This is a genomic window from Ornithinibacillus massiliensis, assembly GCF_018310345.1.
Lineage (GTDB): Bacteria > Bacillota > Bacilli > Bacillales > Amphibacillaceae > Ornithinibacillus > Ornithinibacillus massiliensis.
This window is the reverse complement of sequence record NZ_JAGXBY010000004.1, coordinates 256,858-272,432: the sequence shown is the minus strand read 5'-3', so window position 1 is coordinate 272,432 and position 15,575 is coordinate 256,858. Positions and strand designations below refer to the sequence as shown.

The 15,575-nt window shown below is 37.4% G+C and carries 15 protein-coding genes and 2 pseudogenes; 6 read left to right on the top strand and 11 right to left on the bottom strand.

Annotated features, from left to right (window positions below; genetic code table 11):
• The first annotated feature begins 1 nt into the window (after position 1).
• The 5 genes from KGF86_RS13445 to KGF86_RS19375 all read left to right on the top strand — a co-directional run bounded on the left by KGF86_RS13445 (position 2) and on the right by KGF86_RS19375 (position 3,690).
• A complete protein-coding gene (locus tag KGF86_RS13445; protein WP_211742234.1) occupies positions 2-589 on the top strand; it encodes a GrpB family protein in 588 nt (195 codons plus the stop codon).
• 277 nt (positions 590-866) lie between these two features.
• Positions 867-1,688 carry a DUF6597 domain-containing transcriptional factor gene (locus tag KGF86_RS13440; RefSeq protein ID WP_211742174.1) on the top strand — a complete coding sequence of 274 codons (822 nt, stop codon included), beginning with the start codon at positions 867-869 and terminating at the stop codon, positions 1,686-1,688.
• Between the two features lie 128 nt (positions 1,689-1,816).
• Entirely contained in the window at positions 1,817-2,260 is a 444-nt protein-coding gene (locus KGF86_RS13435; RefSeq protein ID WP_095304990.1) for a VOC family protein, read from the top strand.
• 392 nt (positions 2,261-2,652) lie between these two features.
• On the top strand, positions 2,653-3,351 hold the full coding sequence (locus KGF86_RS13430) for a DUF2306 domain-containing protein (RefSeq protein WP_211742233.1): 699 nt from the start codon (positions 2,653-2,655) through the stop codon (positions 3,349-3,351).
• A gap of 249 nt (positions 3,352-3,600) precedes the next feature.
• Positions 3,601-3,690: a hypothetical protein gene (locus KGF86_RS19375; protein ID WP_245850029.1), complete on the top strand. Its 90-nt coding sequence runs from the start codon at positions 3,601-3,603 to the stop codon at positions 3,688-3,690.
• Between the two features lie 230 nt (positions 3,691-3,920).
• Here the strand turns inward: KGF86_RS19375 and KGF86_RS13420 are convergent, their stop codons facing one another.
• From KGF86_RS13420 to KGF86_RS13410, 3 genes are all read right to left on the bottom strand, one after another.
• The gene (locus tag KGF86_RS13420) at positions 3,921-4,433 is read right to left on the bottom strand and encodes an SRPBCC family protein (RefSeq protein WP_211742173.1); all 513 of its coding nucleotides are present in this window, start codon (positions 4,431-4,433) and stop codon (positions 3,921-3,923) included.
• Positions 4,434-4,460: 27 nt separating this feature from the next.
• Positions 4,461-4,802 (bottom strand): ArsR/SmtB family transcription factor, encoded by a 342-nt coding sequence (locus KGF86_RS13415; RefSeq protein WP_062750319.1) that lies wholly within the window; start codon positions 4,800-4,802, stop codon positions 4,461-4,463.
• 330 nt (positions 4,803-5,132) lie between these two features.
• Positions 5,133-5,885 carry an alpha/beta fold hydrolase gene (locus KGF86_RS13410; RefSeq protein WP_211742172.1) on the bottom strand — a complete coding sequence of 251 codons (753 nt, stop codon included), beginning with the start codon at positions 5,883-5,885 and terminating at the stop codon, positions 5,133-5,135.
• A gap of 319 nt (positions 5,886-6,204) precedes the next feature.
• On the opposite strand from KGF86_RS13410, the gene KGF86_RS13405 reads away from it, so the two are divergent.
• Positions 6,205-6,345 carry a hypothetical protein gene (locus KGF86_RS13405; RefSeq protein WP_181397695.1) on the top strand — a complete coding sequence of 47 codons (141 nt, stop codon included), beginning with the start codon at positions 6,205-6,207 and terminating at the stop codon, positions 6,343-6,345.
• Between the two features lie 12 nt (positions 6,346-6,357).
• Here KGF86_RS13405 and KGF86_RS13400 read toward each other — a convergent pair whose 3' ends face one another.
• From KGF86_RS13400 to mobT, 8 genes and pseudogenes are all read right to left on the bottom strand, one after another.
• Entirely contained in the window at positions 6,358-7,269 is a 912-nt protein-coding gene (locus KGF86_RS13400) for a conjugal transfer protein (protein ID WP_156988922.1), read from the bottom strand.
• 15 nt (positions 7,270-7,284) lie between these two features.
• Positions 7,285-8,295, bottom strand: a complete 1,011-nt coding sequence (locus KGF86_RS13395; protein ID WP_211742232.1) for a bifunctional lytic transglycosylase/C40 family peptidase — start codon at positions 8,293-8,295, stop codon at positions 7,285-7,287.
• 8 nt (positions 8,296-8,303) lie between these two features.
• Entirely contained in the window at positions 8,304-10,478 is a 2,175-nt protein-coding gene (locus KGF86_RS13390) for a CD3337/EF1877 family mobilome membrane protein (protein ID WP_211742171.1), read from the bottom strand.
• Between the two features lies 1 nt (position 10,479).
• A pseudogene (tcpF, locus tag KGF86_RS13385) lies at positions 10,480-12,936 on the bottom strand (conjugal transfer ATPase TcpF).
• A complete protein-coding gene (locus tag KGF86_RS13380; protein ID WP_095312461.1) occupies positions 12,920-13,312 on the bottom strand; it encodes a conjugal transfer protein in 393 nt (130 codons plus the stop codon). Before KGF86_RS13380 ends, tcpF begins: the two are co-directional and overlap by 17 nt.
• Positions 13,313-13,373: 61 nt before the next feature.
• Positions 13,374-13,874, bottom strand: a complete 501-nt coding sequence (locus KGF86_RS13375; RefSeq protein WP_211742170.1) for an antirestriction protein ArdA — start codon at positions 13,872-13,874, stop codon at positions 13,374-13,376.
• Between the two features lie 167 nt (positions 13,875-14,041).
• A pseudogene (locus KGF86_RS13370) lies at positions 14,042-14,265 on the bottom strand (hypothetical protein).
• 26 nt (positions 14,266-14,291) lie between these two features.
• Positions 14,292-15,494, bottom strand: a complete 1,203-nt coding sequence (mobT, locus tag KGF86_RS13365) for a MobT family relaxase (RefSeq protein WP_211742169.1) — start codon at positions 15,492-15,494, stop codon at positions 14,292-14,294.
• Between the last annotated feature and the right edge of the window lie 81 nt (positions 15,495-15,575).

Below are 15,575 nucleotides of genomic sequence, written 5' to 3'. Positions count from 1 at the left end.
GATGCACGATAATTTAAAATCTAAAAATGAAGAAAAACTGCAAGAAGTAATGGTTGGAGAGCTAAAACCTCACAATGCACAAATTACGCTTCTTGACTATGATCCGAAATGGCCGAAGTTATTTGACCGAGAGGCTAAAAGAATTTATTCCATACTTGGTAAAAAAGTACTTCAATTGGAGCACGTTGGATCAACTTCAGTGCCAGGTTTATGTGCGAAGCCAATTATTGATATTCTATTGGTTGTGAAGGATTCTGCTGACGAAAGTGCTTATGTTCCTGACTTGGAGGAAGCCGGCTACACTTTACGTATTCGAGAACCAGATTGGTTTCAACACCGACTTTTTAAAGGCCCCGATACAGATATTAATTTACACGTATTTAGTAAAGGCTCATCTGAGATCGACCGAATGTTGCGGTTTCGCAATTGGCTAAGAATTAACCATTCCGATCGAGATAAGTATGCAAACGTAAAGCGTAACTTAGCTCACCGTAAATGGAAACACGTCCAAGACTATGCGGATGCAAAAGGTTCAATAGTACAGGAAATTATGGAGAGAGCAAATGTGGTCGATGAGAAGAAGGGTTGAAACTTACAAATTCCTTTTATAAGGGTGAAGGTATTTAATAATATTGCTTATCAGTAAGATAAGTTTGTAAAATAAAAAGTCCTGTTATCACGTCATAACAGGCAACTTGATTTTTCTACACTTATTAAGAAAATGGAAAAGGGTTAATTATAAGTCCCTTTCTACCAAATAATCCGAATATCCTAAAAAATAAGGATTTAAATGACATTGTTGATCGAACTTTATTCCAAGCCAACAATAATGGTTTTTTTAGAATAAATTAAAGGTAGTGATTGCTATGGTTGTTTTTCGAACCTACCACCCCCCGCCTCCCTTGTCGAATTTTATAAATATTTTTTGGTATTACAAAAGTTATAAGCCGCCTCATGAAATGGAACGCGTCCTTCCAGACGGTTCTATGGAATTAGTTATCAATCTAGAAGAGGACTTGATAAAGGTATACGATCAAAAGAATCAGGACCGATTCAAAAGTTTTCGTGGGAGCGTGATTTCTGGACCGCATTCAGATTTTACTGTTATCGACACAGCATGTCAAGCTTCCACAATAGGGATTCACTTTAAGCCAGGTGGTGCTTTTCCATTTCTTAATATATCAGCCAATGAATTATATAATAGGCACGAATCTCTAGAAACACTTTGGGGGGCAAAAGCGGTCGAAATGCGAGATCAGCTTCTTGAAGTTGAAATGCCAGCTGCCAAATTTAGAGTTCTTGAACATTACTTATTGGAGATGATAAATCAAGCCTCGGCTCTTCATCCAGCAGTTGTCTTCGCGTTAAAGAAATTTCAGGATTTCCCTTATCAGTTAAAAATTGCTGATGTGACTGATCAAATTAGTTTGAGTTCACGCCGTTTTATTCAGGTATTCAAGGAAGAAGTGGGAATGACACCCAAACAATTTTACCGCATCCAACGTTTTCAGAATGTACTTCAGCTCATTAATGATGGAGAGCAAGTTGATTGGACAAAATTTGCGTTAACTTGCGGTTATTATGATCAGGCCCATTTCATCCACGATTTTCGTGCATTTTCTGGTCTTAGCCCAACAGTCTACCACATGAATCAAGAGAAACAACAAAATCATGTTCCACTTAAATAGGGTCATTTTTTTACAATACAATTCATTCCAACGTAATTTAGAATAAATTTGATGCAATCATTCCCAATATCTGACCTGTTTCTTTGGAATAATTGCATCCAAATTTAAATTCATTGGAGGAATATTTCATGACATCGAATACAAAAGGCATTCCAGCAGGATACCACACAGTGACACCGTACATGATTATCAAAGATGCAACTGCTGCCATTTCATTTTATAAAAAGGCATTTGGAGCTACTGAACAGATGCGTGTTACAGATAACAGCGGTAAAGTTCAGCATGCAGCAATCAAAATCGGTGATTCACCAATCATGATTGCTGATGAGTTCCCAGCATACCCGATTATGCAGAGCCCCCAGTCTCTTAAAGGAGCTGGGATGCATATTTTTCTCTATGTTGAGGACGCAGATGCACTTTTTGCACAAGCTATTGATGCAGGAGCAAAGGAACTGGAGCCCGTAGAAGATCATATTGAAGGCGATCGACGTGGAGGTGTAATAGATCCCTTTGGGCACATTTGGTGGATTGCAACACATATAAAGAATGTGCCGATTGAGGAAATACAATAGCACTTTGTAGGTTTTGTTAATCCTATTTGATGGGAATAAAACTACAACTTAATTTGAAGTGGGAATGCTGATTTAACAGCATTTACCCTAATTTAAAACGGACATATTGATTAAAAATAATATAGTTCCCTGCCAAAAACCCTGCCAATAAAAAATTTTGGCAGGGAACATTTTTAGTAGGAAAAATAGGGTATCGACTTATAAGAAATACAGCTTACTGTTTCTCGTGTTCAATTTCCTGACACAAAAATAAGATTCCCTTGGCCAGGAGAATTTTGCGGTATGAACGTACTTCATGAAAACTAGAAGTCTATATAAAATTAGCTATATGACTCGTTTATTAAAAAAATTTTAGAATATGTAAAGGTATCCTGTAAGGGGGATGAGAATTGATGGAGTTTATGTTTATGGTTGCTCGGTGGTTTCATGTTTTAGTGGGATTTTTGGCATTATGTGTGTTTTGGGTTCCAATAGTTACGAAGAAAGGGAGAAAGACGCATCGACGTAGTGGTTGGGTATATGTGGTTGCCATGAGCATTGTATCCATTTCAGCATTATATATGGGGATTTATCGCCTTGCTTTGGATCCGTCATTTCACGCAGAGGATGTTCCATTTTCTTGGTTTCTGATTTTTATTGCTATTTTAAGTGGAGGGGCTGCATGGTATGGCTTACGTGTCCTTCGATATAAAAGACGCCGAAATACTCACAAGCATGTGATTGATTTGTTTTTTCCGATACTATTACTTACCTTTGGTATCGCAATTAGCATATACGGTTGGAAGATTGATTTTCCGTTATTGAAGTTTTTCCCTATTATAGGTGTTTTTTTGGGAGGAATCCAACTGCAATATTGGCTGTCTGCTCCAACCAGAAGATCTCATTGGATAGTGGAACATATAATAGGTATGCTATCATGCTGTATCGCAACCGTTACTGCATTTGCCGTCTTTGGTGCACCAAGGCTTCTTCAAATTGAATCTGTCAGTTTAATTGTATGGGTCATTCCAATCCTTATATTTGCTCCGCTTATTTTTGGATTCACCAACTATTATACTAACAAAATGGATGGAAAACGTTCTGCATCTTGAACGTGTGAAAAGAATACCTACACTAATCAATGAATAAAAGCTTTTATGTTCCTGCGGAAAATAGGTGCAATTTTCCAGATCTCATTTATAAAAAAATAAGGTATGGGGAGAAACAAATGAATAATAATTAAGTTACCTATAAATTAGCAAATTCAATGATTGAGATATTAGTTCTAGCTATAAGGAATTTTATCTGATTCAATTAATGTACAATTAGAGATAAGTAGGCTATCGGCATTAATTGATGGCTTGTTCATTCATGCCCTGTTAAGACCTGATGTTTACTCTCCAGAAAAGGTAAAAGAAGTAATCTATTATCATTTAGAAACAATCATCTAGGTTACCTTGCCTAGCTTATTCCCTTTAATAGGATCGCCAAATTATTGGCATTGGTCTACAGTATCCTGAAATTAGCTGAACCTTGCAGGCTACTTTTCGAAGATTTTTTAGAAACGAAAAACAAGAGGAAGAAAGATATTTTCCCCTCTTGTTTTATTTTCGAGACGTATTAGACAGCCCTTTGTGAGTGTTTTGTCAAAAATCATATTAAATGATCAAAGCTTTATTCTCTATTTTAATCTCTCTACCAATACATCTAAATTATTCCACGTTTGCGTGATTCCTTCCAACAATCCCATGTCCAAAACAGCTTGCAGGGAATCCGCTGAATCGAATTCAGAACGGCTGACCAATTTTGTTTGACTGCCTAAATCGATGAATTCCATCGTGACCTCTGGAGAAGGCATGGACTCATTGATATTGCCTTCTGCATCCGAAAAATAATCGTTATAAACAATCTTTTCTGACTCAATAATGTCTTTATAAATGGTTTTGTTCCAAGATTCCATTCCATATTCTTCTTGATTCTTATCAACACATTTCATGCAATAGTGCCATACGCCTCCTGGGCGAAAGTCCATGTTGCAAACGGGCAGTTCCCAACCATCCGTACTCCACCAGCGCTTTAAATGCTCTGGTTCCTTAAATAGTTGAAATAGTTGATCACGTGGCATATCATAAACTCGTTCTAAAACAAGAAACCTTTCATTCTCTACTCTTGAAACCATTTTGTTATTTGGCATAATTTTTCCTCCTTATTTTTCACTTGTCTATTGTTTTTTATTTTGCAGTTCTTGTACATAATCGTCCAAGTTGTCGAGTCTCCTTTCCATATCCTTTTGAAAGGAAGTCGCCCAATATTCTATTACTCGGAAGGGCTCAGACCGTAGCTTGTAATATCGACGATTAGCTTCTGGCTTCACTTCTACAATTCCATTGTCACTCAGCACCTTTAAATGCTTTGAAGCATGCGGCTGGCTTAATTCCAACCGATTAGCAATTTCCCCCACTGTTAAAGACCCATTACGCAGCAACTCAACGATTGCCATCCGATTAGGTTCAGCCAATGCCCCCAGCATAGATACATTCATGCCTGGAATTTTACCTGACATGTCGCTCACCTCATTAAAAAAATATCTATTTTTATCATCGCATCCCCTCTCTGACACTTGACTTAATTCATGTGATTTGAATATAACACAAATGGAATATAACTGTAAAGGCATATTTAATGTATTTCATCTATCCCAAGTCATTTAGGAGTCTCAAATTGGTATTCTCACTCTTTGAATGATACGTAGTCAAAATCCATAATCAATTGCTTTCGTAAGCTATGCTTATATACTTGTCAAAACCACATTCAGGACAACGTTCTGGTGGGATTGCTTCCATTTGCGATTTTCCCGAACTGGAACTGATCCCTTATCTGTGTTTTCGTGATATTACCATTCTAGTAAGCTCAAAAAATGACTGATGTGGTCGGAAACGTCCTTAGGATGGGTCAAAGTGATGATGTGATTAGCGCCAGGTATACTCACAAAGTTAATATTGGGAATTTCCTTATATAATTGTGCGATTTTAAAGAGATCTTCTGAGTCCTCCTCGCCTATGATAAAAAGTGTCTTCGTTTTAATTTCTCCCAATCTTTCCATCGCTGAATTGGAGGAAACAGTTTCGAATGTTTTCCAATCAAAGGTCTTTTGAATATTATGTATCATCATTTCGCGCAATAAATCGTATGCTTTTCCGATAGAAACGCTCCAGGAAGGCTCACTTAATGTTATATTAGTCATTTTCTCGACATCTGGTGCAGCTTTAGAAACTCGGCTCTCTAATTCCGCATGTTCGGAAGAAAATTTAAACCCCGACAGGCCTGGAGCGACCAATACCAGTTGAGAAACCCTTTTCGGATAGGTCAGAGTAAAATCAGTTGCAATTTGTCCGCCTAGGGAATGTCCAACGAGAGCACCTTTCTTAATTTTAAGATGGTCCAAAAGTTTTCTAAGATCCTCAACATAATCAATGGGTTCATTCGGAATGGGTGACCTTCCTGCACCCCGGACATCAAGAGTGATTACTTTGAACGACTTTGAAAGATGTGGTGTGATGAATTCCCAGTCACGTGAATCCATAGCTCCACTATGAAGGAGTATAACCGGCTTTCCGTTTCCTTTAATTTCGTAATGAAGATCCATCTATTTCAATCTCCTTTCCCTGAAAAAAGTAGGCACTGCTCATGACTATCTTCGTTTCATTTCTAAGATTCCTTTTCATATCCCCCAAACAGTTCATAAAACCATTTATTAAACTTGTTCGGTTAAAAAGGAAGTTTAATGTACCTTACAAATGATTTAATTGTTTAAGAAGGTCCTATTTCACCACTTTATTAATGTCCATCCGCTTTAATGTTCCAATGAGTGATTTTAGAACCTAAACATCCCCCTTATTTATTTCACACACTGTGATGAAACGATAATAACACAGTGTGTGAAATAAAAGCAAGAGGTGATTTAAATGCCGAAAATAGTTGATCATGATCACAAAAGAAAAATGATCGCTGAAACAGCTTGGTTCAAAACGGGTTCTTTTAATTTAATTATGGGTCTGCGGGTTGTTTTTGATCAAACCTTTATTCTAAAAAGCTACAGTAAATAAACTTAATCATTTTTACTCGACAATCATCCAATTTGTATCTTTTTCTAACGTGATTATATATTGCGAATACTGTGTGGCTTTTGTTGCTTCGTCAATATATTTAACAGTAACCCATACTTTTATTTGGTTCTCTATTGTCTGGAATACTGGATTGACTAGCCCTGAAAATAGATAATCCTTACCAATCGGTGGTAAAGCATTATTTTTCACATAATAATCAAGTTCCTGTTCTGTTGCAGTCGGATAAAATGTAAAGAACGTCTCCAAAAACTCTGTCACTTCTTGCACAGTATCGGAATCAACTGTACCATTACTTTCAGGTTGTTGTGGCTCATAGTCTGATTTATTCGGTATGCTCCATAAGGTAGGGTTTTGTTTAATAACTAAGTTACCTATATTATCTTGATGTAGTATGATTCGATAGGTGGATCGGACCCTTTCGCTATTTTTATCTTCCGTAATTTTTTGATCTACCGAATAAACAACCGCATAGGTACTATCATTCTTTGGTGACACTGACCAGATATCAATACCACTCACACTGGAACTAGTAGGAATATCCACTCTAACAGTATCGGTATTTAAAGCTTGTAATTCCTCTGTCAAATAGTGACTGATCTTTTCCGCTCGTTGTTCAATGGAATCTTTTTCGTTTTGCCAAGTGTAGTAGTCTTTCACAAAGTTTTTTGTAAAGCTCTCAATCGCATTGGTATCCATGATCTTGGTTTCAATGATTTCTCTTTCATGAACGGTATGTTGATCAATTGCTGTAAAGTTTTTATAGATTCCAAAGGCTAGGCTACCAATAAGTAATATCCATAAAAGAGTTACTGTTTTTTTACGTGTACCGACAGTCCGTACTTTCATTTTTCTGGATTTTGCTTCGGTCGTTTGTTTTTCTTTTCTTTTAAAAAATCTTCTCATCTGATTCAAACCTTTCTATTGTTTAATACGTCCAGCTCCAATTAAGTGCTTTTGCCAGTAGGCAGTAGTTAAATTTGCATAACCGATTGGATCTCCAGCATTATACATTTGGTTGTTCCCAACATAGATCCCAACGTGAGTGACATAGGTTCCTGCATTATATGTGGAATGAAAGAATACTAAATCACCAGGTTTTGCTTCAGACAAGGGTATATGCTCGGTCACGTCATACTGTTCCTGCGCTGTTCGGGGCAAGTTAATACCCGCCTTTCGATAACTCCATTGTGTTAATCCGCTACAATCAAAAGAAGTATTTGGATTATCTCCCCCAAAAACATAAGGAAACCCTTCATACTTTAAAGCTTCATTCATCACGATCTGAACCATTTCATCATCGAAGTGAGGCGATATAAAATATTGACTGACTAAATCGACATAAAACATATTGCCATAACGGTAACGCCAACCACCATTTTTCTTTTTGGCTATTGGATTTGAATAAGTGACTCTGCTACCGCCTGAACGTTCTTTCGCAAAACTTTCGGCTAGTCCAAAACTATATTGTGTGTCTCTTTTTGCAACGTAATCAATAAAAGCACCGCCATAGTTATATGCTTGAATGACTGTATTCTCATCGACACCGCTTGCTTTTGCGGAACGTAATAAATCCGCAAAGTATTTTGTCCCTTGTTGAATCGATGCTTCGGTATCCAATGTGTTTGGTGGTAATCCCAATGATTCACTACTTTGCATCACATCTTTTAACTTGCCGTCGCTTTCTACTTCAATAATGGCAAGTAGAGTAGAAACATACTCAAGAATGCCATATTCTTTCGCATATTTTTCTACCATTGCTTGATGTTTTAGCACATCCGCAGAAACAGATATACCGCCTATCTCATCAATGGAGTCATCACTATCTAATGAGTGTTCTTCATTCGATATAAAAATCGCTACAAAGGCCAATAATCCTAAAAAGGCAAGAAAGCCTAATCCCAAAGCAATGAACATGATCTTTAATTTCATGACTTTCATTAGCGTTTCCTCCTAGTTGCATGGATTGGACGCTTAGTGATTTGTTTCTGGTTTGTACGTTTCAATGGTTTAGAGGGACGCTCGATGATTGTCCGACTATTTTTTGATCGAGAACGTTCTTCATTGGGAGATCGGTTTTCTTTTTTTACAGGTTGTTTGGGATTATCTGTAAAATACTCTTTTCTGTCTGGACTCGATAACTGTCGTTGTAATTTGAATTGCTTCATATGCTCGCTTTTTGCGACAGGTCTTATCTTTTCTTTTTGTTGAACAGTTGGGTTCTTTAATCTGTCTTGATGTGCTGATTCATTGACATCATGCGTGACTGGTCGTTCATAACTAGCAGTCTTTAGAGAAGGGGTACGTTTTTTATCCAATGCTTGCCGTCTATCTGCAATGGTTTGACGATGTTTTGCTTGACGGTCTGCATGTGTTTTTTGTCTCTTTTCCTTTGCTTGCTTCATGCCTTCTTTAAAATTACGGGTAGGCTTTGTAAGCTGTTCTTTTCCTTGCATCACCGCATATTGAGCAGTAGTAGGTAAATCATGCAGTTGTTCTTTACGATGAACTATATTTGCACGGAACTGACTTTTCGCACCAAGCATTTTTCCTGTGACTTGACCTACTTTCTGGCTCAAAGTTGTTTGTTTTGTATTGCCATTTGAGCGTTCTTTATTGTTATTTGCAGTTGATGTCAGCCGCTGTAACGGTCGAATAGGGGGGAAGGACCCTTTTGTTTGCTTTGATTTTCCAACCATTGCCCCGACCGTTGCTCCAGCTGTTGCTCCTGCAAGGGTGCGTCCGATTGTTCGCTGTAATCGCCGGCTGCCACGATTAAACATTCGGTAAGGGCGACGCATAACTTGACGTCCAACTTGTTGCGAGTCACTACTTTGCAGTTTAAACATGCTCATAATGTCACCAAGTTTCATGTAAATGCCTGAAAACGTCACGATCTGCAAAAAGGCAATCAAGAAAAATGGATAACTTGTTGTTAAGCTGTAAAGCATGGATGAAACACTAAAAGCAACTGTAATAATGAGCGTAATACCAGCCCGAAGCATAATCACATTAAATAGTTTCATAATCGCCTGTTTTCCCATGTTTTCAAAAGTCGGTATCATCGACAGTAAAAAACTGATGGGTAAAAACATCGCATAGATAATAAACAGAATTTGCGAGAAGATCATAATTCCCGATAGAAGAAACACAAAAATTGAAATCCCAATATTGAATAGAAATAAAAAGAAGACCATTCCTAAGCGAGTGGTCGTTTTCGTAATCGTTAAGTTTTTATTGTCATGGTCTTCAATTTCTGCTTTGACAGCATCTTCACGATCTTTCCCGTTATTCGTATCAGGATTGATAGAAACTAAGGTTTCGACACGTTCTTCGCCAATTGTTTCTTTATCCGAATCACCAAATTGTAATAACATCCAAGGCTGTTCCACTTGAATGGAAAAGAGGTTATTCCGTATCAGATCAACGCTGTCTTTTCCTTGACTTGTAGAGTTAGGCATCAAAATTTTAGTTCCTAAATCTAAACTTGCTTGACTAATATCTGCTGAAAAATCATTGATTTTAGCAATATATGTTGGAGCGTAAGCGATAAAAGAAGCTGACAAAATAAACACGACTAAAAAGTTTAGGATTGCCCGAATCGCTTTCGTCGTTTCCCGTTTCATTAATCCTGTATATGCCACGTAAATCCCAATCACTAAAATGAAAAGAAGCAAAAAACCTACATAAAATCCAGAACTACTGAACCCACTTGCTGTAATTCCAGCTAATGTTTGCATGTTTTTCCCGATAGCGTCTGCTGTTTGGGAAATGAAGTCGAGAGAATAAGCTTGTTGGATTAAGTAGCCTGTCGCATTTGATAAATACAGGCTAATAATCCAAATGAAATTCGTGATTGTGTATAGCCCATACATCACTTGTTTTCCAATGCCATCATTCCAATTCCATGGCAGCCAATCCCAACCTGTGTCTACGTAAAAATCGAGTTGGTAATGATCAAGCGGATATTTAGAATACAGATTGTCTTCCGATATCGTATCATCAACCAACCCAGCAGCTTGGGCAAATGTTCCAAGTAAAAGAAGGCATAGAAAAACGGCAGTACCAATAAGTACCACCGTTAAGACAATCTTTTTCCATTTTTGTTTGTTCAAATTAATCGCCACCTTTCTTCTCCTGTGAAGGTGGACGCGTGTCAAAAGCATAAAATAAATCTTCAAAGACAGGGTGGACTTGAATAATCCCCACACGTCCATACAAATCTTGAATTAAACATTGACCGTTCTCCAGTTCCCGAAGTTTCCTTTGATTCCCTTCATCTTCTTTATCTACTCCAAAAAATTCAAGTGTCTTTTTTATTTCATTTATATCCCTAGAGCGAAAAGCAAACTTCACACCAATGTTATTTTTTAGTTTTTCATCGGTTAGATCAGCCGCATTTTGCGTGACGAAGTACACACCCGCATTCATCGCACGCCCCGCTCGCACTAGTTTGTTAGATAATGTCTTTCCTTGTGCTACTTGCAAGAATGACCAAGCTTCGTCTAAATCTACAATTTTGAATACACTGCGATCCGAATGGATAAAATCTAATGCAAATGTAGAAATGACAATGAGCATAGCGACACTAAGTAACTCCATCGTCGTATACTCTTCAAAATTTGTTTCTGCATCTGGTAATACTAAGTCTGCCACTTGGATGATATTTAATTGTTTTTCTAAGCTAATCGAGTTTTTCACTGTTCCATCTGAAAACAGAAGGTGGGCGAAGTCATAATCCGTAAAACTTTCGATATGGTCAGCAATAGGGCCTGCTAAAGGATTGGGATCACTTCTTAGTTCATGGATCACAAGAAGTAAACCACGTTCTTCCTGTTGGCCGACGGCTCGAATCGCTCGTCGTAATACCGGGAATTTATCTCCATCTCGACTCGATATACCCGTGAGAAAGGTAAGAATATCAATTGCAAGACTTTCCGAGTCTTTTTTCTTTTTCATAATGACAAAAGGATCAAGTAATCCTTTATTGCTTTCCTCACTCGTTAAATTGACAGTATTTATTTCATGAGCAATTTCGGGCAATGTTTCTTTCCAGTTTCCTCGTTCCGCCTTGGGATCAACAATGAGTGCTTGACCACCAAATAATACCGAATAATAGACAAGAAGGTTATTACTAAAGGATTTCCCACCACCAAGTGAACCTAAGAATGCAGAAGCTAACGCATTGGTGATAGAACCTTTCACGCCTTGACTGGCTAGACTTGGATTGAGATAGACATTTCTTCCTGTGTCCAAGTTATAGCCAAAATAAATCCCTTCCGTTTCTCCTAACATTTGTGTAGCACCAAACCCAAGTCCTGCTAAAAAGTCAGAAGTCACGTATTGGATATAATCATTCATATACCGTTTACTGGCTGGGATAAATTCACTGTGTAAACCAATCATATCTCCAAATGGACGAACCAGTTTTACGTTCAAATCATCATAAAAATCTTTGACTTCATTACAACGCTGTTTGAGTTCGTCTTCATTAGAAGCAGATACGCGAATAACGTAGCTTAACTTATACATCGATTCTTTACTTTGATCGAGCACATCTTCTAATTCATTGACCTGTTCCAACGCGTCGATGACATTGCTGCCTGTTTCATTATCAGATTCCCAGGCATGATTATCTAAGTCTTTCAATTCTTTTTTCTTATTTCGTAAGGTAGATAAAGCCTTTTTGTTCGTTACAATTTCTACGTTCATGGAGGTATCAATTGGAAAATCAAATTGTTGTTGTTGATAATAAAAAATTTCATCCGATGGAAACTCAAGATCACCGACAATGGAATTAATCGTAAAGTATGCCACATACGTTGTTTGTTCTTCCTGTTCGATTTTTAAATAACGTTGGTTTTCCTCAATCAAACAACGAGTCGGTTTAATCAGATCATAACGCTTCACCAAAGTTTCTCTTTTTAATTTCTTTAGAGGGAGGACATAATCATATTCGTCATAAGCAATTTCTGACTGTCCATGAAGATGTTCAATTAGATAGCCAAAGTCATTTTTATCTAGAGGGCGTACTTTAAAACGCCTAGATATTTTGTTTTGTAATAAAGATTCCATTTTAGAAAAACGTCTAATTTCTTAATGTGGCATCGAGACAAAATCTCCCATCAGATGGTGGTTTACATCACGGACAAATGAAGATAGTGAGTTTTTAATATTTTTCCCCATTGATTTCATATTGACTTCTTCTTCATTCAACAAAAGTTTAAAACCGATAAAAAAACGATAGTCTACTTGATGTTCCCCGATCATGGAGACTAGGGCTTCCGTTTGGTCGTCGATACGTTCATAAGCGACGTCTTGTAAACGCCCCGACACTAACTCTTTACTACGTTCTTGTACCGAACGAATACTGCTTGCGGTACTAATCTGTAAGGCATGAATTTTGCCGTCTTGATTTTGTGCAATTAATTGACGGAAGTGGTTATGCACCTGTATTTTTTCATTCTCCGATAAAAACGAATAATTATATGGCAACAGCTCATAATACGCAAAACATTCGCCGTCATGATTGAAAACAAGATTGTTTTCAAGATATTTAATCGGATAACGCATGGATTTCACTCCTAACAGCCGTTAAGCTTTCATTTACCTTTACATGTTGTAGTTTGATAGGTTTTCCTGCATACGTAACTTTAGGTCGAAACCAATAGGTCAATGCAGACTTGAGAAAGCTGTACGGTTTTTTGCCATCAAATGTTTTCTGGCTCATAAACCATGTCAAACCAACTGGTATTCCGACATATTTTAATAATGCACCATTAATCAAAGATAACGGGGGAAGATTTCCTAACAACATGACAACTAAGAGCGAAAGTACAAACCATGACATTTGATTGAATGTTACGGGAAAAGGTAAACGAAAATCATTAATGGCATAAATCACTTTTTCGACTGACCAAATACGAGTATAACTTTTTAGTTTTTTCATATAAAATCATCCTTTCGTACATAGAAAAAGCAGCCTGTACGAGAACAAGCTGCTTCTTCATCTATTGAACATATTCAAATACACCATGTGACGTCACGAGAAAGCTGCCTTCAATTTCAAGGTCACATCCAAAAGCTCTGTAATCAATATAATTCTGTAAGTTAGCAGGGACTTCTCCAAGTACGCCTGTTTCTTCTATCAAGTATCTCGCAACATCTTCCATATCTTCACAATCAGAATAACAAATGATGTCATCCTGATGTTCCAGTAATTCTTCCAAACTATCAAACCAATAGCCTTGCACTTCTGATAGTGCATCATATAAAGGAGAGCCTTCGATTTCTTGAACCATTGCACATAACCGATTGATTTCAGAAATCGGCGTATATTCATCCACCTCAAAGGGCAACTCGAAATCATGAATTGCATATTCTTCATATTCGTCATTTAAACCAATACGTTCTTTCACATCTTCCATATCAATGGGTGGGGTAAACCAAGCACCAACCAATTCACCCTCATTATATTTTCCGAGGTTAGCTATATAGACCTGCATTTCCATTAGTTATCACATCCTTTTTATTAAAAATAGCCATAAAAAAAGCAGCAGCTTATTATCTGCTGATACACAAATGAGGCTTGTTAATCCCTACCGCACTACCGTTTGGTCCACCATTTTTTTGCAGAACATAAGAAGACCACTTATCTTCCACAAAAAAACGGTATAATTTAAGCCCCTATGATTCGATTAAAGAGGTTTAACAACACATCTTTCACTCCGGCCGCATTAAAGACTAATCCAACCCCGCAACCAAAGCAATAATTAAAAAGCCTATCAATTTGGAAAACTCTCGTTTAAAGCCTAAATAAATTCCAATCACGACAATTGCCATTAATACTAACGATTGTGCATTACTTAGAAACCAGTTGTATAAATTCTGCCCAAAATTCATTTGGATTTTCTCCCTTCAAAAGTTAATCATTCGTTATCTGATGATGGTTGAATCACTTTCTCTATAGGAATGGTTTGTTGCATGAGTATTTTTTGATGGCGCTTGGATAACTCTGTCTGTTCCAACATATCCTTAATTACACTCGTTTGATTGAGTTCATCTATCTTTGTCGCTAGTTTCCAAGTGGGGGCGACTTGATGAGCTAGCCATCTGAGTGTCTTATCAAAAGTGTAAGGTTCGGGCTTTGTCGTTAATGAAATTTTTCTATTCACACCCAAATCCAAAAATCGTTGCCATTCCTTATTCATTTTCCAACTACTGCGACGTTTTTCCTCGTCCTTATCGACAAAACGAATATACCGATTAATGATCGAAAAGGCAGTCCGTCCAGCGTCTTCATACATCATTAGATCGACAACCGCATGGTAAGCACGATCATTCTTTAATCGAATTTCAAAGCGATTTTTCACGTCCGTATCTTCGAGTGATGTTCCAAATTTCACGTATTGTTCATAATCCTTTTCATACGCACAAAAGTACACGTCACTTTTTAAAGAGCCAATATATAACGTATTTCCCATGTCAGGCTTGTCTTCACTCTGCACAAGTTCACCAGAACGATAGCTTTTAAAACTACGGAAAACAGAGATACATTCTTCATTACGACATTTGTTAGTCAGAAATGGAATATCCAATATCCCTGTTTTATCGTTTATCGCAAGATCAATTCGTTTGAAAACTCCGCCAACACGAAACACGTCCATAAAAAAATCGAACCATGTTCGTTGCTGTGCTAGTAAGAAATTCTCAAATTGTCTGCATCCCTTTCCTTTAAGTTCAAGTAAACAGCCTTTGTCTTCATCGGGTGAAACGATGACCACAATATCACCAAAAACGTATTGTTCCATATAAGAGTAAAATGCAAAATCCTCATGTAACATGTACTCCATTTTGAGTTTCAAAATCTCTTCAATGACAGGCTTCGGGTTTGTTGTTAAAAATCGAATTCGTACATAATCAAACAAGATTTCCAGTGGAGCATTTGGATTAAATTGCTCTAAAATATCGAACAAGGAATTTTTTAGCGAATCGGAAGGTGTTACTTTTCCCGTTTCAATTTCACTCATATATTGTCTTGAAATCCCAATATGAGTAGCTAGTTTATTTTGCGATACACCGTATTCCAATCGTTTTTCTTTTAACCGTTGATACCAAGGTACTTGATTCATGTGCATTCCTCCAAACTAAAAAAAGATGTCAACTAAAGGTTAAAAGCTGACATCTTCTTGATATGCTCCAAACCGTTGCGC